This is a genomic window from Ruegeria sp. CDSC052 (assembly GCF_059610685.1).
This window is the reverse complement of record NZ_JBXWOB010000002.1, coordinates 21,372-41,520: the sequence shown is the minus strand read 5'-3', so window position 1 is coordinate 41,520 and position 20,149 is coordinate 21,372. Positions and strand designations below refer to the sequence as shown.

Here is a 20,149-nt window from a genome sequence, read left to right as displayed (position 1 = left end):
GCTATGCCAAACCTTCGGCTTCCAAGCCAGCCTTTCCTTTCTGCGGCTTGACATTTGTCATGTTGCGTAGCGGGCCCGGCACATAGTCTTGCAGGAAAGCCAGTATTCCCGGGAGTGTTCGAGATGGACTACGAGCGTTTTTTCAGCCAAAGCCTTGAGCATCTGCGCGACGAAGGCAACTACCGCATCTTCATTGATCTACAGCGCCGCTGTGGCGCTTTCCCGAATGCACGCCAGACGGACGGCGCTTTACAGCGCGACGTACGAATTTGGTGTTCCAACGACTATCTGGGAATGGGCCAGCATCCTGATGTAGTCGGGGCAATGCACAATGCACTCGACCGTTGCGGCGCGGGCTCAGGGGGCACACGCAATATCTCGGGCACGACACATGACCACGTTTTGCTGGAACAGGAACTGGCCGACCTCCACGGGAAAGAAGCCGCCCTTCTGTTCACCTCGGGCTATGTGTCGAACTGGGCGGCACTTGGGACGCTGGCTGCGAAGATCCCAGGTCTGATCGTATTCTCGGACGCTTTGAACCATGCCTCCATGATTGAAGGCATCCGCCATTCGCGGGCACAAAAAGTGATCTGGAAGCACAATGATCTGGCGGACCTCGAGGCAAAGCTGGCCGCAGCCGATCCAGATGCGCCCAAGATGATCGCCTTCGAATCTGTCTATTCGATGGATGGGGATATCGCTCCGATCAAAGAGATTTGCGACCTGGCAGATAGATATGGTGCGATGACCTATCTGGACGAGGTCCACGCCGTTGGCCTTTATGGCTCGCGCGGTGGTGGCATCGCCGAACGCGAAGGGTTGATGGATCGCCTGACCGTCATCGAAGGGACGCTGGGCAAGGCCTTCGGCGTGGTTGGCGGTTACATCGCGGCATCCGCTGCCTTGTGTGACTTTGCCCGCAGCTTTGCCAGCGGGTTCATATTTACCACCGCCCTGCCACCCGCAATAGCAGCAGGCGCTGCCGCCTCGATCCGACACCTCAAGCAATCCAATACCGAGCGCGATCTGCAGAAAACCCGCGTTGCGCAGGTGCGCGCCAAACTGGACGCCGAAGGCATCCCGCATTTGCCCAATCCCAGCCACATCATCCCGGTGATGGTAGGTGACCCGGTGAAATGCAAATTCATCTCGGATACGCTGCTGGAAGAATTCGGGATCTATATTCAGCCGATCAACTATCCGACCGTTCCCAAAGGCACCGAACGCCTGAGAATTACCCCCTCTCCGGTTCATACGAACGAAGATATCGACCATCTGGTCGGTGCCTTATCCGCCCTGTGGCAACGGTGTCAGATCGCGCGAATGCCGATGGCCGCACAATAACCGAGGCGTCCCTGCGCTTGGAGAACTGCCGCCCCACGGGGGCGGCTTTTTCATGTCAAAACAGTGAGAGGCCGAAGATCACCATCGCAAATCCGGTCAATACATTGGTGAAACCGCTCAGCCAGGCCGGGCTGTGCGTCAGGTCCAGATATCGTTCAAGGATAATGCGGGCTTTGGACAGGGCCAGGATCAAAATGCCTGCGCTCAACACCGGTGAGGACAGGGGGAGTATCGTCAGCAGGGCCGAAGCGGTGCTCAGAACCAACAGGCTGAGCCATGCGCGGGTGAGCGGGTTTGGGAGCATCCAGCGGGAGCTTTTTGGATCCGATGAGGTTTGGGTCATGCCCGTCATCCCAACAGGTAGATCACGGGGAACAGCATGATCCAGACGAGATCGACCATGTGCCAAAACTGGGCGCCGGCCTCGATGTTGCGGGGATTGTCCCGCCAGGCGACCAGCAGCAGGATAACAACCCCAGCCAACACATGTGCCGCGTGGAAGCCGGTGAGCAGATAGTAGAACAGGAAGAACGGATGGGTCTCGTAAGTAATTCCTTGTGCAGCCTTGTCCGCGTATTCCATGCCTTTGATGATCAGGAATACAACGCCCAGCGCGGCAGCTGCGATTAACGCCAGGCGGGCAGCAGTCCGACGCGCAATCTGCCGCCAATGCAAGGCTTGCGCGGCCAGATAGCCGGAGGTGACCAGAACCGCAGTGTTCAGCGCGGCTCCGGTGCGGTGCAGATGCGATTGCGCCTCGGCAAAGCCCGCCGGATCGGTCAGGCGCACGCCCATGAAAGCGATCAGGCCCGCACCAAAGACCAGCAGTTCCGAAATGATCAGAACCCACATCAGTAATTCGCCGGGCAACTCGTCGATAAGGGACGCGTCGCTCATGCGCCGACCAGTTGGCGGTAGATTTGCGGCAGCGCCATGGTCAGGCGATGCGGGTCCGGGATGACGGCAAAGCCGCCCTGCCCGAACATCCGCGGGAACCAGCTTTTACCTGTCTTGTCGATGGTGACGCCAAAGACCGATTGCCCGGCTCGGCGCGCCTCGCGCACGGCCATGTGGGTGTCTTCGATTCCGTGGCGGCCTTCGTAGTGGTCAAGATCATTGGGTTTGCCATCGGTGATCACCAGTAACAATCGGCGCTTACGCGTTTGGGTGGCCAGATCGGCCGAGCAATGGCGGATCGCGGCACCCAGCCTTGTATAGTGCCCCGGGCGTAACGATGCGATGCGCTGTTCAACCTGGCTGCCCATCACCTCATCAAACCGTTTGCAGCGTTGCACATAGACCCGCTGTCGTTTCAGTGAACTGAAGGCGTGAATGGCGAAATCGTCACCACAGGCGTTCAGTCCCCAGGCCAGCGCTGCCAGCGCCTCGCGTTCGATGTCGATCACGGCGCGGCCAGTCACGGCACTTTCGGTCGAGCGGCTGACATCCAGCAGGATAGATACCGCCAGATCGCGTGCCTCGGGGCGGGATTGTTGCCAGATGCGTTCGGTACCTTCACCGTTTGCACAGCGGTCAACCTGCGCCCGAACGGCGGCCTCGATATCCAGCTGATCGCCGTCCAGATGGCCTCGGGTCATCACGCGGCCCGGGCGCAGCGCTTCGAACTGGCGTTTGACGGCGCGGATACGGCGGGCGGTGGCGGGGTCTTTTCCAAACTCGGCGGCATCCTCACGAATATCGGCGTCCGAGGTTAGAACGTTGACGTGATCAGGCAGATATTGCCCGGTGCGCACGTCCCATTCCGGATAGAGAATACGGCCCGACAGACGTTCGCGATTCACATCCTCGGGTGCCAGGTCCAGATGCAATTTCAGCTTGGTCGGTGGCGCCTTGGAAATCTGGCCCAAACCGATCTCATCCTGATCATCGGCGGCCTTTTTGGCATTGTCGGGATCATCGTCATCAATGCGACGGTTGATGTTCAGAAACTCGGCCCAGCTGAGGATCGCCTCGAATTTATGAAGGATAAAACTGTCACTGCGTTCAGCCTGGTCGGATTTGCGCCGCCGGGCACGGTGGGTTTTCTCACCCGATTCCTCGGGCGGGCCTTCGGTATCGGGGTTTTCGACATCGTTATGCTCTGAAAAACCAACAGCGCGTAATTCCGGCCACAGAGGGACAGGGCGGAAATGTTGATATCCGCGTGGGGCAGTCAGGTCATCGTCAAATGACATGAATTGCCTGGCCTTCGGGGATAAAGGCGCGGGGTCGCCCAGCCGATGGCGGATCAGTTCTTCAACCGCTGTTTCCACAGGCGGGAGGCCGAATTTGTTGCGGTCATGCAGAACACCTTTGCAAAGCTCAGTGTAAAGCGGTCGCAAGCCGGGGGCGTTGTCCAAGGTTGCATTAACCATCGTTTGTGCAGCGCTCAGCGCGTGCAGATCGGCGCGCAACGGATCACCTTCGACGATCCGGGTTCCCGCATGGGCCGCTGCGGCGGCCAGCCAAACATACAGCGCTCCGTTCGCCTCGCGCGCGGGAAACACCGCCAGACGGTCCGGGAGGCGCAGCACTTCGCCATCGAACGAAGCGCGCGGCATTAGTTCAACTTCGGTACCCAACCGACGGCGCCAGCTTAGGCGATGGTGTGAAACCTCGGGCGAGACCGGGCGGAATTCAACGCCCGGGCTGCCCCCAAGCCCGCGAAAAAGGACTGCCAGCCGCCCCGCGACCTCAGAAAGGTCGACCGCGGCTCCAACATGCACCTGGGGTGCATCGAGACGGCTGGCAAGGGAGTGCCACAGTTTCCCGATCGTTTCTTCGGGTTCCCATGGCTCAAAATCGATCCTGACCATCGGCCGGCCTCACCCAAAGACAGCCGTGACAAGATCGAGGAGCCCGCGTTTGATGTCCTCGTCATCTGTCAGAGGTTCTATCATGGCGGCAAGGATCGCGCGGTCGGTGGACATGCCCTGCGCGATCAGCGTGGCGGCATAGACGACCAGACGGGTGGAAACGCCCTCTTCAAGATCCTGCCCCCTGAGCCCGCGCAGTTTACCTGCCAAGCGGATCAGTGGCTTGCAGCGTTCCAGCGCCAGCCCGCTTTCTTTAGCGACGACCTTTGCCTCCATCTCGGGCGACGGAAAGTCGAACTCCAGTGAGATGAACCGCTGCCGGGTCGAGGGTTTCAAGGTTTTCAGGATATTCTGATATCCGGGGTTATATGAGGCGACCAGCATGAAACCAGGCGCGGCCACAAGCTCCTCACCGGTGCGGTCGATCGGCAGGATGCGCCTGTCGTCAGTCAGCGGGTGCAGCACGACGGTCACGTCCTTGCGCGCCTCGACCACCTCATCCAGATAGCAGATCGCGCCTTCGCGCACCGCGCGGGTCAGGGGGCCATCGACCCAGATCGTTTCCCCGCCTTTCAGCAGGTAGCGCCCGATCAGGTCCGCAGCGGCAAGGTCATCGTGACAGGCCACTGTGTAAAGCGGGCGGCCAAGGCTGGCGGCCATATGCGCCACAAACCGGGTCTTGCCGCAACCTGTCGGGCCTTTCAGCAGGACCGGCAGGTTGTTGGTATAGGCAGCAGCGAACACGTCACATTCATCACCCTGTGGCAGGTAGAAGGGGGCGTCAGCCGCCCCCGTTCTCAGTTTCATGGAGCCATCCATATCCATCACTCCGCTGGGGTTTCGGCCGCGCCGGATTCAATGATCTCTTTCCGGGGAACCCAGATCGAGTAGATGAACAGCAGCGCACCCAAGACCACGACGATGCCAGAGCCAAGGCGCATCCAATAGAAGATCGCGACCTGATCCTGCACATCCATGAAGTAGTCTCCGACCACCCGCTGCATGTGCGTCTGCACTGTTCCAGCAAAGGTCAGCACAAAGGTCATGAAAACCATACCGCTGGACATCAGCCAGAAGCTGCCCATGTTCAGAACCTGATTATAAGGATCGCGGTTCTTCAGGATCGGCATTGCATAGCTGAAGATTGCCAGGTTGAGGCAGACATACGCACCATAGAACGCCAAGTGACCGTGAGCCGCAGTGATCTGCGTACCGTGGGTATAGTAGTTCACCCCGTGCAGCGTGTGCAGGAAGCCCCAGACACCGGCACCGAAGAAGGCCAATGTGGCACAGCCCAGCGACCACAGCAGCGCCGCTTTGTTCGGGTGGTCCCGACGGCCCTTCCAGACCATCACAAAGGCAAAGGCCATCATCGCAAAGAAGGGGATCACTTCGAGGCTTGAGAAGATCGAGCCGATCCACTGCCAGTACCCTGGTGTGCCTATCCAATAGTAATGGTGACCTGTACCAAGGATACCCGAAAACAACGCGGCGGCGACAATGACATAGAGCCATTTCTCGACAACCTCACGGTCTACCCCAGTCAGCTTCAGCATCAGATAGGCCAAGATCGAGGCCATGATCAGTTCCCAGACACCTTCGACCCACAGGTGGACAACATACCACCAGTATTGCTTGTCCAAGGACAGGTTGCCCGGGTTGTAGAAGGCAAACAGGAACAGCAGCGCCAGACCCCAAAGACCCAGCAACAAGATGTTGGTGATCGCGGTCTTCTTGCCCTTCAAAACGGTCATCGACACGTTGTACAGGAAGATCAGTGCGGCCACGACGATGCCGGCCTTGACCCATTTGGGTTGCTCAAGGAACTCGCGCCCTTCTTTACCCAGCAGCCAGTTGCCTTCAAACAGGTTGAACGTATAGGTCAAGACCACGCCCAGTGTACCGACCACCAGAATGATCAGCTGCAGATAGGCCAGCATGGGCGAATGGATCTCACGCTCGGCCTCTTCCGGGATCAGAAAATAGGCCGCACCAAAGAACCCGAGGATCAGCCACACGATCAGCGAGTTGGTGTGCAGCATCCGCACGATGTTGAACGGCAAAAGCTCGCTCAGGAAATTGGGTGATACATAGATAAAGCCGGCCAGAAGGCCGCCCAGAACCTGTATCGCGAATAGGGCCATTGCCACCGCAAAGTAGGCATAGGCGATTTTTTGGGATTCGTATTTCATTGCTCCGTTCCCTTCTCAGCCCGCCTCGTTGGGCGGCCAGTCCTGAGCGTCGATATTGTCCGTCCAGATCAAAAAGTTGGTCAGATCACGGATGTCTTCGTCGCTGAGGTTGAAATTGGGCATCTGACGACGACCGGGAATGTCTGTCGGCTGCGCCTCCATCCAGCCTTTGAGGGCTTCAAAGGCCGATTCCGGGTCGTCCAGCACGCCCCAACGTGTCATCACATTGCCAACCTCGGGTGCAAAGTATGCACCTTCGCCAAGGATGGTATGACAGTTGATGCAGGCGTGTTTTTCCCAGACGTGCTTGCCCCTGATCACACTTTCATCGAGCTTTGCTGCGTTCTCAGAGTTCACGATATACCAGTGAGAATGGGCCGACAGAGCCAGAAAGATGAGGATAAAGAACAGTGACCCGCCATAGAATATATTGCGTGCCATGCTCTTGGTCATGACTTCTCGCATTGCGCTCTCCTTTGCGCAGATTAGCTAGTCTGGCTAAAATGACGGGATGGGCACGGTATATCCTTAACGAAAGTCAAGACTTGCAAAAGGAAATGAAATCACGCTGACCGTTGCACCTTGGGACCCGTCAGCGCCGGCCACATCGCGATCAGGAAAAGCGCAAAGGCGCTGACCCACAACCCGTCCGACAGCAGCATCGCAACCATGTAACCTGCATTCAGATCTGCACCGATCCACCGCGACAGGGCCGCCACCGCCATCAGACCATAGGCCACCGCCATTGGGCCGGGTGCCACCAGCGCGCGACCACTGTGGCCAAGCGCGGCGCGGCTCATGACCGCCAGGGTCATGCCGCCGACGCATCCGATGCCCAGGATGTGTAGGGCTGCGATCTCGTTTCCGAAACCCAGCACTGACAGCCCCCAGAGGATCAGTCCCAGCGCCAGCATTGCAAGCCCAAGATACAGTGCCAATAAGATCGGCTCCCGCGTAGCCCAGCCCGCGCGCCAGCGGGCCATGCGCGAAACCTGTGCCACCCCTAGAACCAGCGCCATCGATCCAGCCACAGCACCTGACCCCAGCACCAGAACGATTGGTGGCAGGGTCAGGGCAACCGCCATCGCTGATTTGTCCAGAATTGGCACAGATATTGGCCAGTTCGCCTCGGGAACGCCCGCGCGTCTCATGGCGTTTCGGGTAAAGGCCGGGGTGATCCGTCCGCCAAGAATGGCAATCATCGCGCAGAGCGCCAGCAACCCCGCGCGCAGCCCGGTATGCAATGTGTCATCCGTCATCCCGGTCCATTCAAGATGCGTGAACAGATCAGCAATCCAGATAAAGCTGAGCAACAGCAGAAAGAGCATGTTCTGAGGTTTCGGCTTCCGGATGAGCTGGGTTGCAATCTTGACCGCCAGAATCGGTACAAAGGCCAGGTCGACCACCGCCACAAGCGCCGCAGGCAGCATCCCCGAAAACCACATCGCCATCCGACCAGCCAACCACAATCCGGCGGCCAACGTTATGAACTGCGCACGCGCATCTGGTGCGCCGGTCCAATTTGGCACTGCGGTCAGAAAGAACCCGCCCAGCGCGGCTGTTGCATAGCCGAAGATCATCTCATGCGCGTGCCACATGGGCGGGGCCATGCCATAATCCGGCACTGCATATGGCACCGTCAGCCACAGCCCCCAAACCACTCCGACAAAGAGGCCATAGAGGCCGGCGGACAGAAAGAATACACGAAACCCTTCACCAAACACGCGGGTGATGATTGCGGGCATGGCTGCTCTCCTTGGTGTTTTCCAAGCCCTAGCAAGCCGCCCGGCTGCGCGACTTAACAAAAATCAAACCGGCCGAAAAAGTGTGCCAAAGATACAGATTTTCCCAGCCGGAAAATTGACGTTTTTCCCTGCCCGCCACCTGAATTGCGCGGCTGGTGTTGACTTTCGTCAAGGAGCACCCTTGCGCGATGCCCCACGCTTGGACCGCCTCACCAGCAAATGGAGAGTGATCATGTCACTTGGAATCAGCTATACCAAAACGGGCCGCGTCTTCGGGGTCGGTTTGGCGATGTTGCTGGGCAGTGTCGCTGCACCAGCTTTCGCCGAAGAGCCAACTTTGAACGAAGAAGCGTTTGAAGCGTCCAAACAACTTTACTTTGAACAATGCGCGGGGTGCCACGGTGTCTTGCGTAAAGGCGCCACTGGCAAGAATCTTGAACCGCATTGGAAGAAAACCGCAGCTGACGGCGCCGTGACCGAAGGCGGCACACTTGCGCTTGGGCAAGAGCGGCTTGAGAAGATCATCGCCTGGGGCACCGAAGGCGGGATGAACAACTTCTCGGACATCATGTCCGAGCAGGAAATCAAAGACATGGCGACTTACATCATGATGGAGCCGCCCAAACCACCTGAAATGTCGCTGGACCAGATGATGGCGACCCGCAAGGTATATGTTGAAGAAGAGGACTACCCAACCGAGCCGATGCATGGTCGCAACTGGGAAAACTTCTTTGTTGTTATCGAGCGCGACGTCGGCAAAGTCGCTGTTATCGATGGCGACACCAAAGAGGTGCTGACACATATTCCGACCGGCTATGCGGTGCACGTTCTGAAAGCATCCGAACACCATTCGCTGGAAGAGCCGGAACAGCCCGGTCGTTTCTGGTACACCATGGGCCGCGACGGCAAGATGACCAAGATCGACCTCTGGCAGACGCCGGACAAGATGTTGGTGTCTGAGGTAAAGATTGCCTATGATGCCCGCGACGTTGCTGTTTCCGGCGATGGCAAATACGTCATCGGCGGGGGCTATTGGCCGCCGCACTTTGCAATCGTTGACGCCCAAACGATGGAGCCGGTCAAGGTTGTATCGACCCGCGGCGTGAACGTGGACGGGGACTATGTGGAAGAGGCTCGCGTGGCCGCTATCTACACAACTCCGAATGAGCCAACCTGGATCGTTGCCGTCAAAGAGCTGGGGCAACTGTGGCAAGTAGATTATACTGATCTAGACAATCTGCGGATCGACAAAATCGACAGCGCCAAGTTCCTGCATGACGGGTTCTTCGATCCGACGGGCCGGTATTTCCAGATCGCTGCAAACGCATCGAACAAGATGGTGGTTGTAGATACCGAGACCCACAAGCTTGAGGCGATGATCGACACGGCCGCGTTGCCGCATCCCGGTCCGGGCGCTAACTGGATTGACCCGAATTGCGGGCCGGTAGCTGGCACAACCCACCTTGGTGTCGGCACAGTGACGGTCTGGGGCAACGACCCCGAGAACCGCCCCGATGATGCCTGGAAGATCTGCTACGAAGTGGAAACAGACGGCCCGGGCCTGTTCGTCCGTACACATCCGGAATCGGACTATATTTGGGCTGACCAGACCAAACACCCGGAACCGGAAGTGCAGCAATCTGTGCAGGTCATCTCGAAAGAGACCGGCGAGATCGTGAAAACCATCCAGATCACCGAAGACGAAGGCAGCGCCGCTGTTCACTTTGAATTCAACGCGGATGGAACCGAGGTCTGGGTGTCCAAGTGGAACCTGTCGGATTCAAAAGAACCCAACGGTCAGATCGTGATCTTTGACGCCAAGACATTGGAAGAGATCGGTCGCATCGAAGGGCTGTACGCCCCGACCGGCAAGTTCAACGTCTACAACCGGTCGAACCACGTCACCTGACGGGTTTCGATCAACTCGGAGCAGGGCGGGCCCCTCGCCCGCCCTGTCCTTGTTTCATCCATCAGCCGAATGCGCAGGCCTGACACGCCGCGCCAGTCAACACAGCCAAAACGGAGCCCGGACATGACCTCCGATCCAGATAAGAAACCACCGATCTGGCGTCGGTATTTCCTGTGGGGAATGCCTGTGGCCGGTATTGCCGCTGCCTTTGCCGCCGGGATCGTCTTTTGGGGTGGGTTCAACACCGCCATGGAAGCAACCAACACCAAAGAGTTCTGTATCTCGTGCCATGAGATGCGCGATTTCGTCTATGAAGAATACACCGGGACCATCCACGATGTGAACCGATCGGGGGTCGGGGCGGTCTGTTCCGACTGTCACGTACCCAAGGACTGGACCCACAAGATGATCCGCAAGATCAAGGCGTCCAAAGAACTGTATGGCAAGGTGGTTGGCTCGATCAGTACACCCGAGAAGTTCGAAGCCAAGCGTATCCATCTGGCGATGAATGAATGGGAAAGGATGAAGGCCACAGATTCGCGCGAGTGCCGCAACTGCCATGACTTTGAATCGATGATGCCCGAGTTCCAGCGCCCCCGCGCGCGCCAGCAACATTTGAACGCAATGGAGACAGGCCAGACCTGCATCGACTGCCACAAAGGGATTGCGCATTCGAACATCCGCGACAGGGCCACAGATGAATATCTGGAACAGATTGAAGCCCCGAATCCTGATTTCATCCGTGCAATTCCGCCAGAATATCTGGCCAGTCTCGACCGTGTAGAAGCCAAGGAGGCGGCTGAGGCCGAAGCCGAAAAATCGGCCAAGACAGCACAACAAGAGGCGGTGCAAGCCCAGATCGCAGCCGCTGTGGACGCTGCAGTCGCCGAAGAACGCGCCAAATCAAGCGGTGAAGAATCCACAGCCCCGGCAGGCGGTGGCAGCGATATCGGAGGCGATATCGACTGGACCAGCATCGCAAGCGCGGATCTGAAGCTGTTTTATCCCGGTCAGGCTTCGTTTGAATGGGTTCAGAATGGCAAGTTCCACGGCGGCGCCCGGCCACTGACAAAAGGTGGCGACCAATGTTCGACTTGTCATGCCAAGGAATTGGACATGATTGGAAACAAAATCGTCGCAGGCGGCGAGCTGGAACCAACCCCGATCCCTGGAAAACGTGGTGTGATCGACGCAACTATTCAGGCGGCCCATGATGCCGAAAACCTCTATATCCGCCTGCAATGGCCGGATGCAGGTCACAATCCTGCACCATTTGTGGATGGCGGGAAGATGGACCCGGACAACCAGATCAAGGTCGCCATGATGATCACCGGAACCGGGATCGAAATGGGGGAACAGGTGGGCTGCTGGGCCTCGTGCCACGCGGACAACACCTATATGCCGTTTGATCCGGGTGCAGATGCGATTGTCGCCAATGGCGATGTTGCAGGCCGCCTGGCCGCTCAGGACACTGTGACCAAATATATCAGCGAAAGCCGCACCGAGGTCGAAGTCAAAGGCCGGCGTGGGAAAGCTCTGGGTGGCTGGGACAAATTGCAGGCCGAAGCGCAGATCGCGCAATATCTGGATGACGGCACCTATCTGGATCTGATGCGCGTCTATGCCGATGGCAGCGCCAGCAACGGCTATCTTCTGGAACAGCGCATAGTCAATGATGGCGAAATCGCCGCCTCGGCCAACTTGTCGGGTGGTATTTGGACCGTCACGTTCTCGCGGCCCTTAAACTCGGGCGCACCGGGTGATGTGCCATTGGAACCGGGCAAGACCTATACGGTCGGCTTTGCGATCCACGATGACTTTTCTGCGGCACGATTCCACCACGTAACGCTGAACACAAGCTTCGCGCTGGACGACGACAGTGCCAATATCAACGTGGTCGGGCAATGACTGATGGGGCCGGGTAAACCGGCCCCAAAGTATTAGGTATGGAGACTTGGACAATGAAGATCCGCCTACTTCTTCCTGCATTTCTGGCTTTGGCGTCACCTGCAGTGGCCGCTGACGAAGACACAGCCGAGATCTGCGCCGAGGCAGAAACCCGCTACGTGGATCTGTTCGGTCAGCCGTCTTCAGATGTGGAAGATGCAGAGGTTGTGCTGATGTACAAATACAATTTCTGCCCAGCCCAACTGACGGTCAAAGCGGGGACCACAGTGCGTTGGGTGAACGTAGACAAACGCACCAGCCATAGCGTCCTGCTGAAAGATGGCAGCAAAGCCGAGAGTGACCGCCTGTTCCCCGAGGAATTTGTTGATCTGACATTTCTTGTTCCCGGCGCTCAGGATTACCTGTGCGGACCACATTGGGAGACACAGAACATGTTCGGAATGGTCACCGTAGAGCCCTGATAAGCGGCAGGCTGAAAGATGCGCGGGCGCAATTCCCGTGCTCCTTAACTTAAGTCAAGGAGGTCGGTTTACCTGTGCGCCAACTTGTTTCCATGACACGCCCGGTTCCCCCAGCAACGTCCCATATTCGCACATGGATACGACCAAAACACCGGGTTCCGAAGACATTCAGAACAAGCGAGTTTGCACATGAGCGGTAAGGTTTTTCTGATTGGTGCCGGCCCTGGTGATCCCGAACTGATCACCATGCGCGCCCTGCATATGCTGCAGGAGGCGGACGTGGTGGTCTATGACCGCCTTGTTTCGGATGAAATTCTGGCCATGCACACCGAAGGCGCGCGGCTGATCGCCGTCGGCAAGGCCCCCAAGTGCCACACTGTTCCTCAGGATCGCATCAACGAAATCCTGCTGGAACACGCACGCGCAGGTCACGTTGTGGCCCGGCTGAAAGGCGGGGATCCGATGATCTTTGGTCGCGGCTCGGAAGAGGCCGCTTTTCTGATGGCACACGGTGTTACGGTCGAATACGCACCGGGCATCACGGCGGCACAAGGCGCATCCTGTTCGACCGGCGTGCCCCTGACCCATCGCGGACTGGCGACCTCGGTTCAATATGTCACCGGGCACAGGCAGTCCGACAAAGTTCTTGATCTGGATTGGAAACGACTGGCGGACCCGGATACGACGCTGGTCGTCTATATGGGCGTGGCCAATATCGGCCAGATCGCCATCGGCTTGATGACCGAGAACCTACCCGGATCCACCCCGGTCCTGGCTGTTGGGCAGGCCACCAGTGCCTCTGAACGCCGCCTTGTATCCCGACTGGACCAGATTGCCGCGGATGTGCGCAAGGCGGATCTGAAGGCCCCTACCTTATTCATTATCGGAAAGGTCGTTTCGCTTTATGCCAATCAGGCCCTGACCGAGATTTTGGAGCGGGCGCATGGGTAGCCTGGCGCATATGGACCGCAAGCAGCCGGGCTGGGCCGCGCATACTGTTCTGACTGCCGTCGTTCTGGTTGCCACTTCCGCTCTGGCCGCTGACGCCATCGACCCAACCGCCCTGAAACGGTTGGTCCACCAGGATTGCGGCTCGTGCCACGGATTGTCCCTGAAAGGCGGGCTTGGTCCTGATCTGCGACCGGGAACTCTGGAACATTACGAGGCGGACGTCCTGACGGGGGTCATACTGGACGGCATCCCCGACACGGCTATGCCCCCCTGGCGCCCCCTGATCAGCGAAGAAGAGGCCGAATGGATCGCCCGATACCTGCTGGAACAGGAGGCAAAATGAAACAACTTGCCCTTGGCATCGTTGCCCTAATGATGATGACACCTGCCAATGCAGACCCCACCGCCACCGGAGATCTGGGCCTTGTGATCGAACGGGCAAAAGGGTCGGTCTTATTGGTGGACCAGTCGGACCGGGCCGCATTGGCACGGATCGAAGGGTTGGGCGATCTGTCCCACGCCTCCCTGGTCTATTCACCCGACGAACGCTTTGCCTATGTTTTTGGCCGCGATGGCGGGCTGACCAAGGTTGATATAGTGACCCGTCAGATTGCAAATCGGGTCGTGCAGGCTGGCAATGCCATTGGCGGCGCGATTTCGGATGACGGCCAACTGGTTGCGGTGTCGAACTATGAGCCGGGTGGCGTACGCGTGTTCGACGCGGATACGCTGGAACTGGTTGCCGACATTCCCACCGACAGCAAAACCATAGGTCTTGTCGATGCACCGGGCCGTCGGTTCGTGTTTTCCATGTGGGACACGGGCGAGACCTGGATTGCTGATTTCGCAAATGGCGCGCCCGAGATCACCAAGATCACCGATATGGGTAAGAACCCCTATGACGCACTGATCACCGCCAATGGTCGCACTTATATCACCGGTCTGTTTGGTGAGGACGGGCTGACCGCGCTGGACCTATGGGCAGACAATCCAAAACCGATCCGCGTGCTTCCGGGCTATGGGCGCGGACAGGAAGAGATGCCGGTATACAAGATGCCTCATCTTGAGGGCTGGGCACTGACGGATCGCGAATTTGTCCTGCCCGCGGTCGGCCACCATGAGGTTCTGTGGATTGACGCCGAAACCTTGACAGAAACAGGCCGCACCCAAACCCATGGTCAGCCGGTCTTTGCCATGGCGCGCCCGGACGGGCGACAGGTCTGGGTGAATTTTGCCCATCCATTGAACGATACAATTCAGGTCATCGACAGCGTCAGCAAACAGGTCATCCACGAATTCTCTCCGGGCCCTGCCGTCCTGCATATGGAGTTCACGGCACGCGGGCATGAGGTCTGGATCAGTGTCCGCGACGCCAACAAGGTCGTGGTCTACGACACGCATAGCTTTGAAAAGCTGCGCGAGATCGCGGCGGACAGCCCCTCGGGTATCTTTTTCACCGCCCGCGCGCACAGGACAGGGTTGTAACCCATGCAACATATCACTGACCCGATCGACCGTCGCCTGCTGGACGATTTTCAGCGCGAATTTCCGATTATCGACCGCCCGTTTCAGCCAGTGGCCAAGGCGCTGGGGCTGGACGAAGCTGAAGTGCTGAACCGTCTGGCGCGAATGCGTTCGACCGGCCGGATCACCCGGGTCGGGGCCACGATCACTCCGGGCGCGGTGACGGCCAGCACTCTGGCCGCGGTGGCCGCACCCGAGGAGCATCTGGAGGACATTGCCGCCCTGATCGACGCAGAGCCCGGTGTGAACCACAATTATCAACGTGAGGACAAATGGAACCTCTGGTTTGTAGCGACCGGCCCTGATCGCGCGCATGTGGACGCCACTCTGGCCCGGATTGGCCTGCAAACCGGTTTGCAGGTTTTGGACTTGCGTCTGGTTCGGCCGTTCAATGTTGATTTGGGCTTTCGAATGACAGGCAAGCAACGCAACGTACCGGCACCGCGCAAGGTGGACTGTTCCGTTCTGCAAAAGGGTGATCGCTCATTGATGCAGGCGCTTAGTTCCGGCTTACCGCTGGTTTGCGAACCTTACGCAGCACTGGCCGCCTCTTTGGACCGTAAACCAGAGGACGCCATGACGCGGATCCGGATCTTACACGAGGCTGGAATTGTCTCGCGTCTTGGCGTGATCGTAAGACACCGGGCACTGGGCTGGTCGGCCAATGCGATGGTGGTCTGGGATATGCCAACTGATCAGGTCGATCGTGCCGGGCCTGCGCTGGCAAAATACCCTGGCGTGACACTGTGTTATGAGCGTCGACCCGTTGAAAACATCTGGCCCTACCGCCTGTATTCCATGATCCACGCCCGCTCGCGCAGCGAAGCGCGAAACGTCCTGGCCGGGGCTGCGGCATTGCCTGAGCTGTTTGGCGCGCAGCACAAGGTGTTGTTTTCAACTCGCTGTTTCAAACAGACCGGCGCGCTGATCCAACCCAAGGAGACGGCGGCATGACCCTGGACGAAACTGATCGGGCAATCCTGAACCGAATGCAGGACGACTTACCTCTGACCTCACAACCCTATGCGATGGTGGCCCAAGAACTGGGGATTTCGGAACAGGATCTGTTGGTTCGCCTATCACGGATGAAGGATGACCGGGTCATCACGCGCTTTGGCCCGTTCTTTGACGCGGCCGCGATGGGCGGGGCTTTTTGCCTATGTGCCATGGCCATACCGACAGAGGCATTTGAATCCGTCCTGACCAAAGTCAATGCGCATCCCGAAGTTGCCCATAATTATGAACGTACGCACCGGCTGAACATGTGGTTCGTGTTGGCCACCGAAACGCCCCAAGGGATTGAGGCCTGCGCCGATGCGATCGAACAAGAGACGGGGATCGAAGTTCTCAGATTTCCCAAGTTGCAGGAATTCTTCATTGGCTTCCGGGTGGCGGCATGATCGACGCAAAAGACAGACTGATTATCGAGGTTCTGCAGGGCGGATTGCCCCTGGTGCCTTCGCCCTACGCTCGGGTTGCTAAAAGCCTTGGGATGGACGAACAAGCGCTGCTGTGTCGCCTCGCAGAACTTAAGGCGCGCGGCGTTATACGTCGTATCGCCGCAGCCCCGAACCACTACAAACTGGGCATGACTTCGAACGGCATGACAGTCTGGGACGTCGATGACAGTCAAATCGCTGATTTGGGGGCACATATTGGCGGTCTGCCTTTTGTCACCCATTGCTATGAACGTCCACGTGCCCTGCCCGACTGGCCTTACAACCTGTTCGCCATGGTCCATGGCAAAGACAGGGGTGAAGTCGAAGAAAAACGGGCCGAGATTGCCGGTATTCTGGGCAGTGCCTGCCGGGGCAAGGACATCCTGTATTCAACGCGCATCCTGAAAAAGACCGGGCTGCGCCTGAAACCGAAAGGCCAAACGCCATGTTCCGCCTGACTGAATACATGCAGCAACTGGTCACCGCGACCCCCGTGCGCAAGCGCCGCCCCGGCCCGGTTAAGCCGGTGGTCATCTGGAATCTGACCCGGCGCTGCAACCTGAAATGCCGCCATTGCTATACTGTTTCGGCGGATGTCGCGTTCCCGGGCGAGCTCAGCCACGAGCAAGCCATGGTAACCCTTGAGGATCTCGGCCAATTTCGCGTCCCGGCCCTGATCCTCTCGGGGGGGGAACCGCTGGATCGGTTCGATTTCTTTGATATCGCCAACCGGGCGCGCAAGTTGGTGCCGATGCTGGCGCTGTCGACGAATGGCACGCGGATTTACGATGAAACCGCTGATATGATCGCTGATGTCGGCTTTAACTATGTCGGCATATCACTTGACGGAATCGGGGCCACAAACGACTGGTTCCGAGGTGTCGAGGGCGCCTTTTCAGATGCCCTGCGCGGCGTGCGCGAGTGCAAGAAACGCGGCATCAAGGTCGGTTTGCGATTCTGTTTGACCGAGGGCACGCAGCACCATCTGCCCGATCTCCTGCAGTTGTGTGATGATGAGGGGGTCGACAAATTCTACCTGTCTCATCTGGTTTACGCCGGTCGCGGCGACAAGAACAGGGGCGAGGATGCCGAGCATCTGCGCACGCGCAAAGGTCTGGATCTGTTATTGGACCGCGCGTGGGAGGCTGCCTCGGGCGGGCGCCCGCTGGATATCGTCACCGGCAATAACGATGCCGACGCCGGATATTTTCTGAACTGGGTCAGGACGCATTTTGATGCCGAAAAGACCTCGCATATACGTGCGCATTTGGCGGCCTGGGGCGGGAACTCCAGCGGGTTGGGGGTGGCCAATATCGACAATCTTGGTCGGGTCCATCCCGACACCTACTGGTCAGATTACACGGTCGGGAATGTGAAAACGACGCCGTTTTCCGAGTTGTGGACCGGGGACGACAAGATGCTGGCCATGCTGCGCACTCGTCCGCGTCCGCTGAAAGGGCGCTGTGGAGTTTGTCAGCTCAGGGATGTTTGCGGTGGCAACACGCGCATCCGGGCCCTGCAACTGACGGGCGATCCCTGGGCCGAGGACCCGGCCTGTTACCTGTCAAACGATGAAATTGGCGTGGATAAAGCGGGCAAACGCCTGCAGGTCACACCTTTCCGGGGGAAAAGCCATGATCCGGCGCATCAGTTCTTTTAGGGCTCGCACGCTTGGAACACTGTGCGCGCTTCTGCTGACCAGCGCCGCATGGGCCGACGCCCAGTCCGACTATGCCGAACATTGTGCGTCCTGCCATGGTGACACCCGGCTGGGCGGAGTTGGTCCGGCCTTGATACCCGAAACCCTAAAACGCATGCGCGGGCCGCGGGTTGCCGCCGTGATCGCCGAAGGGCGCACCGCCACTCAGATGCCAGCCTTTGCGCATAATCTGAACGCCCTGCAGATTGAGGAGTTGGCAGGTTGGCTGAAATCCCCGCTCGAGACCGCCCCGGACTGGGCCGAGGCAGACATCATGGCCAGCCGTACGCTGGACGCAGACTATGTCGAGATTGATGCGCCCGTCTGGTCCAGTGATCCGATGAACATCACGTTGGTGGTGGAAACCGGAGACCACAATGTCAGCGTTCTGGACGGTGACACATTTGAGGTTTTGGACAGATTTGAAACTCCTTTTGCCGTTCATGGCGGCCCAAAGTTCAGCCCCGATGGGCGTTACGTGTTCATCATGTCCCGCGATGGCTGGGTCCAGAAATATGACATCTGGGCGTTGCAACAGGTGGGTCGCGTGCGGGCGGGACTAAACAGCCGCAACATTGCCATGTCAGGCGATGGCAAATGGCTGGCGGTGGCGAATTACCTACCCAACAGCCTGACTCTTTTGTCCACCCGGGATCTTTCGGTGGCAAAAGTCATCGAGATTAAAAGCAGGAAAGGTAATCCCAGCCGCGTTTCAGCCGTTTATCAAGCTCCGCCACGGGAAAGCTTTGTGCTGGCCTTGAAGGATGTGCCAGAGATTTGGGAGGTCTTCTATGGCGCCAATCCACCCCAATCCGGGCTGGGACACGATTTTCGTATCGAAGGGCAGTTCAAGAACCCTAACCCTTTCCCAGTACGCAAGATCACTACGCCCGACTATCTGGACGATTTCTTTTTCGACCAGACTTATGAATACGTCATGGGCGCATCTCGCGACGGGAACGGCGGTCAGGTGATTGATCTGGTCATTGGCCAAAAAGTGGCTGACCTGGATCTGCCCGGCATGCCGCATCTGGGTTCCGGGATTACCTGGCGGCGCGGCGATACAACTGTGATGGCAACGCCGCACCTGACTGATGGCACCGTCTCGGTGATCGACATGGAGACATGGGAAACGGTCAAGCGGATCAAGACCGAAGGGCCGGGGTTTTTCATGCGCAGCCATGAAAACTCGCCATATGTCTGGGCCGATGTTTTCTTTGGGCCCAACAAGGATGTGATGCATGTGATCGACAAGCAAACCCTTGAGATCGTACGGACCCTGCGCCCAGCGCCGGGCAAAACCGTGGCCCATGTGGAATTCACCAAGGACGGAAGCCATGCGTTGGTTTCGATCTGGGAAGATGACGGCGCGGTGATCATCTATGATGCAAAAACACTGGAAGAGTTCCGCCGTCTGCCGATGCGCAAACCTTCGGGAAAGTACAATGTCTGGAACAAAATCACCTTCTCGGAAGGAACCAGCCACTGAGGGCAAATGGCCGGTGTGGAAACTGGCCATATTGCTGTATCCAGCGTCTGCGCTGACCGTGGCCATAAACCTTTTTCTGGCTGGCCTGATCGCCAACAGCGCCGGATTCGGAGTGATTGAGCCTGTCACCGCCATCCTGTGGTCAATCCCATTGGGTGTACCTGCCTGCTGGTTTGCAGGGCGCTGGGTACGCAGTTTGATGGACGAAGCAGACGGCTAGGTCGGATTCTCCAAAGGCCTAACCGAAGTCAAGTATCTGCTTTCGGGAATCTCTTAGGACTTGGGAAAGATCACCGAGTTGGATTCTCCATGCCCGCCCAAAATCCTTTGCACATTTCAGCTGTTTGCGCGTCCCGCGCAGCTTGTGCGGTGGCAGGTATAATCCTTCTGCTTTTGCAGCTGCTTAGCCCGGCGCTGGCGAGTCCCGGGCAAAGCATGTGGGTTGAGATCTGCTCGGAGGGCGGCGCGGTCTGGGTCGAGGTTGATCTTGAAAAAGGCGATGCAGACCCGACCGCACCTTGCCCCAAATGCGCCGATTGCGCGCTGTGCGCCGTGACCGGTGCCGCACCTCTGCCCATGCCGCTGGAAGTGACGCTACGGGGAAGGGTTCAATTCTTATCTTGCCAAAACAACAGGTCCTTCGAGCTAAATGGCTCTGACCGGCTGTGG

The 20,149-nt window shown here is 58.3% G+C and carries 20 protein-coding genes; 13 read left to right on the top strand and 7 right to left on the bottom strand.

Translation table 11 applies throughout. The features are described from left to right. Window positions 1-123: 123 nt before the first annotated feature. On the top strand, window positions 124-1,347 hold the full coding sequence (gene hemA, locus AC2FIM_RS05505; protein ID WP_496707995.1) for a 5-aminolevulinate synthase: 1,224 nt from the start codon (window positions 124-126) through the stop codon (window positions 1,345-1,347). A gap of 55 nt (window positions 1,348-1,402) precedes the next feature. Here the strand turns inward: hemA and AC2FIM_RS05500 are convergent, their stop codons facing one another. The 7 genes from AC2FIM_RS05500 to AC2FIM_RS05470 all read right to left on the bottom strand — a co-directional run bounded on the left by AC2FIM_RS05500 (window position 1,403) and on the right by AC2FIM_RS05470 (window position 8,100). Beyond that, complete coding sequence (locus AC2FIM_RS05500) at window positions 1,403-1,690, bottom strand: cytochrome C oxidase subunit IV family protein (protein ID WP_246097174.1); 288 nt, start codon at window positions 1,688-1,690, stop codon at window positions 1,403-1,405. 5 nt (window positions 1,691-1,695) lie between these two features. Then, on the bottom strand, window positions 1,696-2,244 hold the full coding sequence (locus tag AC2FIM_RS05495; protein WP_142635259.1) for a cytochrome c oxidase subunit 3: 549 nt from the start codon (window positions 2,242-2,244) through the stop codon (window positions 1,696-1,698). Then, window positions 2,241-4,163, bottom strand: coding sequence for a nitric oxide reductase activation protein NorD (locus tag AC2FIM_RS05490; protein ID WP_496707996.1), 1,923 nt, complete (start codon window positions 4,161-4,163; stop codon window positions 2,241-2,243). Before AC2FIM_RS05490 ends, AC2FIM_RS05495 begins: the two co-directional genes overlap by 4 nt. Window positions 4,164-4,172: 9 nt before the next feature. After that, window positions 4,173-4,982: a CbbQ/NirQ/NorQ/GpvN family protein gene (locus AC2FIM_RS05485; RefSeq protein WP_416383916.1), complete on the bottom strand. Its 810-nt coding sequence runs from the start codon at window positions 4,980-4,982 to the stop codon at window positions 4,173-4,175. Between the two features lie 5 nt (window positions 4,983-4,987). Next, window positions 4,988-6,355 carry a cbb3-type cytochrome c oxidase subunit I gene (locus tag AC2FIM_RS05480; protein WP_142635253.1) on the bottom strand — a complete coding sequence of 456 codons (1,368 nt, stop codon included), beginning with the start codon at window positions 6,353-6,355 and terminating at the stop codon, window positions 4,988-4,990. A 15-nt stretch (window positions 6,356-6,370) separates the two neighbouring features. Then, window positions 6,371-6,820 carry a c-type cytochrome gene (locus tag AC2FIM_RS05475; protein ID WP_142635251.1) on the bottom strand — a complete coding sequence of 150 codons (450 nt, stop codon included), beginning with the start codon at window positions 6,818-6,820 and terminating at the stop codon, window positions 6,371-6,373. Window positions 6,821-6,918: 98 nt separating this feature from the next. Next, complete coding sequence (locus tag AC2FIM_RS05470) at window positions 6,919-8,100, bottom strand: NnrS family protein (protein ID WP_271948613.1); 1,182 nt, start codon at window positions 8,098-8,100, stop codon at window positions 6,919-6,921. A 232-nt stretch (window positions 8,101-8,332) separates the two neighbouring features. Between AC2FIM_RS05470 and AC2FIM_RS05465 the strand changes: the two genes are divergently transcribed. The 12 genes from AC2FIM_RS05465 (at window position 8,333) to AC2FIM_RS05410 (ending at window position 19,700) form a co-directional block, all read left to right on the top strand. Next, window positions 8,333-10,009: a cytochrome D1 domain-containing protein gene (locus AC2FIM_RS05465; protein WP_271948614.1), complete on the top strand. Its 1,677-nt coding sequence runs from the start codon at window positions 8,333-8,335 to the stop codon at window positions 10,007-10,009. A 123-nt stretch (window positions 10,010-10,132) separates the two neighbouring features. Next, window positions 10,133-11,917 (top strand): NapC/NirT family cytochrome c, encoded by a 1,785-nt coding sequence (locus AC2FIM_RS05460; RefSeq protein ID WP_496707997.1) that lies wholly within the window; start codon window positions 10,133-10,135, stop codon window positions 11,915-11,917. Between the two features lie 53 nt (window positions 11,918-11,970). Beyond that, on the top strand, window positions 11,971-12,378 hold the full coding sequence (locus tag AC2FIM_RS05455; RefSeq protein ID WP_281972618.1) for a cupredoxin domain-containing protein: 408 nt from the start codon (window positions 11,971-11,973) through the stop codon (window positions 12,376-12,378). A 189-nt stretch (window positions 12,379-12,567) separates the two neighbouring features. Beyond that, complete coding sequence (gene cobA / locus AC2FIM_RS05450; RefSeq protein WP_142635239.1) at window positions 12,568-13,329, top strand: uroporphyrinogen-III C-methyltransferase; 762 nt, start codon at window positions 12,568-12,570, stop codon at window positions 13,327-13,329. Next, window positions 13,322-13,672, top strand: coding sequence for a c-type cytochrome (locus AC2FIM_RS05445; protein WP_246097173.1), 351 nt, complete (start codon window positions 13,322-13,324; stop codon window positions 13,670-13,672). The genes cobA and AC2FIM_RS05445 overlap by 8 nt, the downstream gene beginning before the upstream one ends. Next, window positions 13,669-14,814: a cytochrome D1 domain-containing protein gene (locus AC2FIM_RS05440; RefSeq protein ID WP_142635237.1), complete on the top strand. Its 1,146-nt coding sequence runs from the start codon at window positions 13,669-13,671 to the stop codon at window positions 14,812-14,814. Before AC2FIM_RS05445 ends, AC2FIM_RS05440 begins: the two co-directional genes overlap by 4 nt. A 3-nt stretch (window positions 14,815-14,817) precedes the next feature. Next, window positions 14,818-15,807, top strand: a complete 990-nt coding sequence (gene ahbB, locus AC2FIM_RS05435; RefSeq protein WP_142635236.1) for a siroheme decarboxylase subunit beta — start codon at window positions 14,818-14,820, stop codon at window positions 15,805-15,807. Next, on the top strand, window positions 15,804-16,253 hold the full coding sequence (locus AC2FIM_RS05430; RefSeq protein ID WP_142635234.1) for an Lrp/AsnC family transcriptional regulator: 450 nt from the start codon (window positions 15,804-15,806) through the stop codon (window positions 16,251-16,253). Before ahbB (AC2FIM_RS05435) ends, AC2FIM_RS05430 begins: the two co-directional genes overlap by 4 nt. Next, the gene (ahbB, locus tag AC2FIM_RS05425) at window positions 16,250-16,750 is read left to right on the top strand and encodes a siroheme decarboxylase subunit beta (RefSeq protein ID WP_271948631.1); all 501 of its coding nucleotides are present in this window, start codon (window positions 16,250-16,252) and stop codon (window positions 16,748-16,750) included. The genes AC2FIM_RS05430 and ahbB (AC2FIM_RS05425) overlap by 4 nt, the downstream gene beginning before the upstream one ends. Next, window positions 16,738-17,952, top strand: a complete 1,215-nt coding sequence (nirJ, locus tag AC2FIM_RS05420) for a heme d1 biosynthesis radical SAM protein NirJ (RefSeq protein WP_281972622.1) — start codon at window positions 16,738-16,740, stop codon at window positions 17,950-17,952. The genes ahbB (AC2FIM_RS05425) and nirJ overlap by 13 nt, the downstream gene beginning before the upstream one ends. Further along, window positions 17,927-19,480, top strand: coding sequence for a nitrite reductase (locus AC2FIM_RS05415; protein WP_271948634.1), 1,554 nt, complete (start codon window positions 17,927-17,929; stop codon window positions 19,478-19,480). Before nirJ ends, AC2FIM_RS05415 begins: the two co-directional genes overlap by 26 nt. Beyond that, window positions 19,437-19,700: a hypothetical protein gene (locus tag AC2FIM_RS05410; protein WP_142635225.1), complete on the top strand. Its 264-nt coding sequence runs from the start codon at window positions 19,437-19,439 to the stop codon at window positions 19,698-19,700. The genes AC2FIM_RS05415 and AC2FIM_RS05410 overlap by 44 nt, the downstream gene beginning before the upstream one ends. The last annotated feature ends 449 nt before the right edge of the window (window positions 19,701-20,149 follow it).

What these genes read in the sequence shown, in the direction of transcription:
- hemA (WP_496707995.1), top strand. Translation starts at nt 124, where the DNA reads ATGGACTACGAGCGTTTTTTCAGCCAAAGCCTTGAGCATCTGCGCGAC.
- AC2FIM_RS05500 (WP_246097174.1), bottom strand. Translation starts at nt 1,690, where the DNA reads ATGACCCAAACCTCATCGGATCCAAAAAGCTCCCGCTGGATGCTCCCA.
- AC2FIM_RS05495 (WP_142635259.1), bottom strand. Translation starts at nt 2,244, where the DNA reads ATGAGCGACGCGTCCCTTATCGACGAGTTGCCCGGCGAATTACTGATG.
- AC2FIM_RS05490 (WP_496707996.1), bottom strand. Translation starts at nt 4,163, where the DNA reads ATGGTCAGGATCGATTTTGAGCCATGGGAACCCGAAGAAACGATCGGG.
- AC2FIM_RS05485 (WP_416383916.1), bottom strand. Translation starts at nt 4,982, where the DNA reads ATGGATGGCTCCATGAAACTGAGAACGGGGGCGGCTGACGCCCCCTTC.
- AC2FIM_RS05480 (WP_142635253.1), bottom strand. Translation starts at nt 6,355, where the DNA reads ATGAAATACGAATCCCAAAAAATCGCCTATGCCTACTTTGCGGTGGCA.
- AC2FIM_RS05475 (WP_142635251.1), bottom strand. Translation starts at nt 6,820, where the DNA reads ATGCGAGAAGTCATGACCAAGAGCATGGCACGCAATATATTCTATGGC.
- AC2FIM_RS05470 (WP_271948613.1), bottom strand. Translation starts at nt 8,100, where the DNA reads ATGCCCGCAATCATCACCCGCGTGTTTGGTGAAGGGTTTCGTGTATTC.
- AC2FIM_RS05465 (WP_271948614.1), top strand. Translation starts at nt 8,333, where the DNA reads ATGTCACTTGGAATCAGCTATACCAAAACGGGCCGCGTCTTCGGGGTC.
- AC2FIM_RS05460 (WP_496707997.1), top strand. Translation starts at nt 10,133, where the DNA reads ATGACCTCCGATCCAGATAAGAAACCACCGATCTGGCGTCGGTATTTC.
- AC2FIM_RS05455 (WP_281972618.1), top strand. Translation starts at nt 11,971, where the DNA reads ATGAAGATCCGCCTACTTCTTCCTGCATTTCTGGCTTTGGCGTCACCT.
- cobA (WP_142635239.1), top strand. Translation starts at nt 12,568, where the DNA reads ATGAGCGGTAAGGTTTTTCTGATTGGTGCCGGCCCTGGTGATCCCGAA.
- AC2FIM_RS05445 (WP_246097173.1), top strand. Translation starts at nt 13,322, where the DNA reads ATGGGTAGCCTGGCGCATATGGACCGCAAGCAGCCGGGCTGGGCCGCG.
- AC2FIM_RS05440 (WP_142635237.1), top strand. Translation starts at nt 13,669, where the DNA reads ATGAAACAACTTGCCCTTGGCATCGTTGCCCTAATGATGATGACACCT.
- ahbB (WP_142635236.1), top strand. Translation starts at nt 14,818, where the DNA reads ATGCAACATATCACTGACCCGATCGACCGTCGCCTGCTGGACGATTTT.
- AC2FIM_RS05430 (WP_142635234.1), top strand. Translation starts at nt 15,804, where the DNA reads ATGACCCTGGACGAAACTGATCGGGCAATCCTGAACCGAATGCAGGAC.
- ahbB (WP_271948631.1), top strand. Translation starts at nt 16,250, where the DNA reads ATGATCGACGCAAAAGACAGACTGATTATCGAGGTTCTGCAGGGCGGA.
- nirJ (WP_281972622.1), top strand. Translation starts at nt 16,738, where the DNA reads ATGTTCCGCCTGACTGAATACATGCAGCAACTGGTCACCGCGACCCCC.
- AC2FIM_RS05415 (WP_271948634.1), top strand. Translation starts at nt 17,927, where the DNA reads ATGATCCGGCGCATCAGTTCTTTTAGGGCTCGCACGCTTGGAACACTG.
- AC2FIM_RS05410 (WP_142635225.1), top strand. Translation starts at nt 19,437, where the DNA reads ATGTCTGGAACAAAATCACCTTCTCGGAAGGAACCAGCCACTGAGGGC.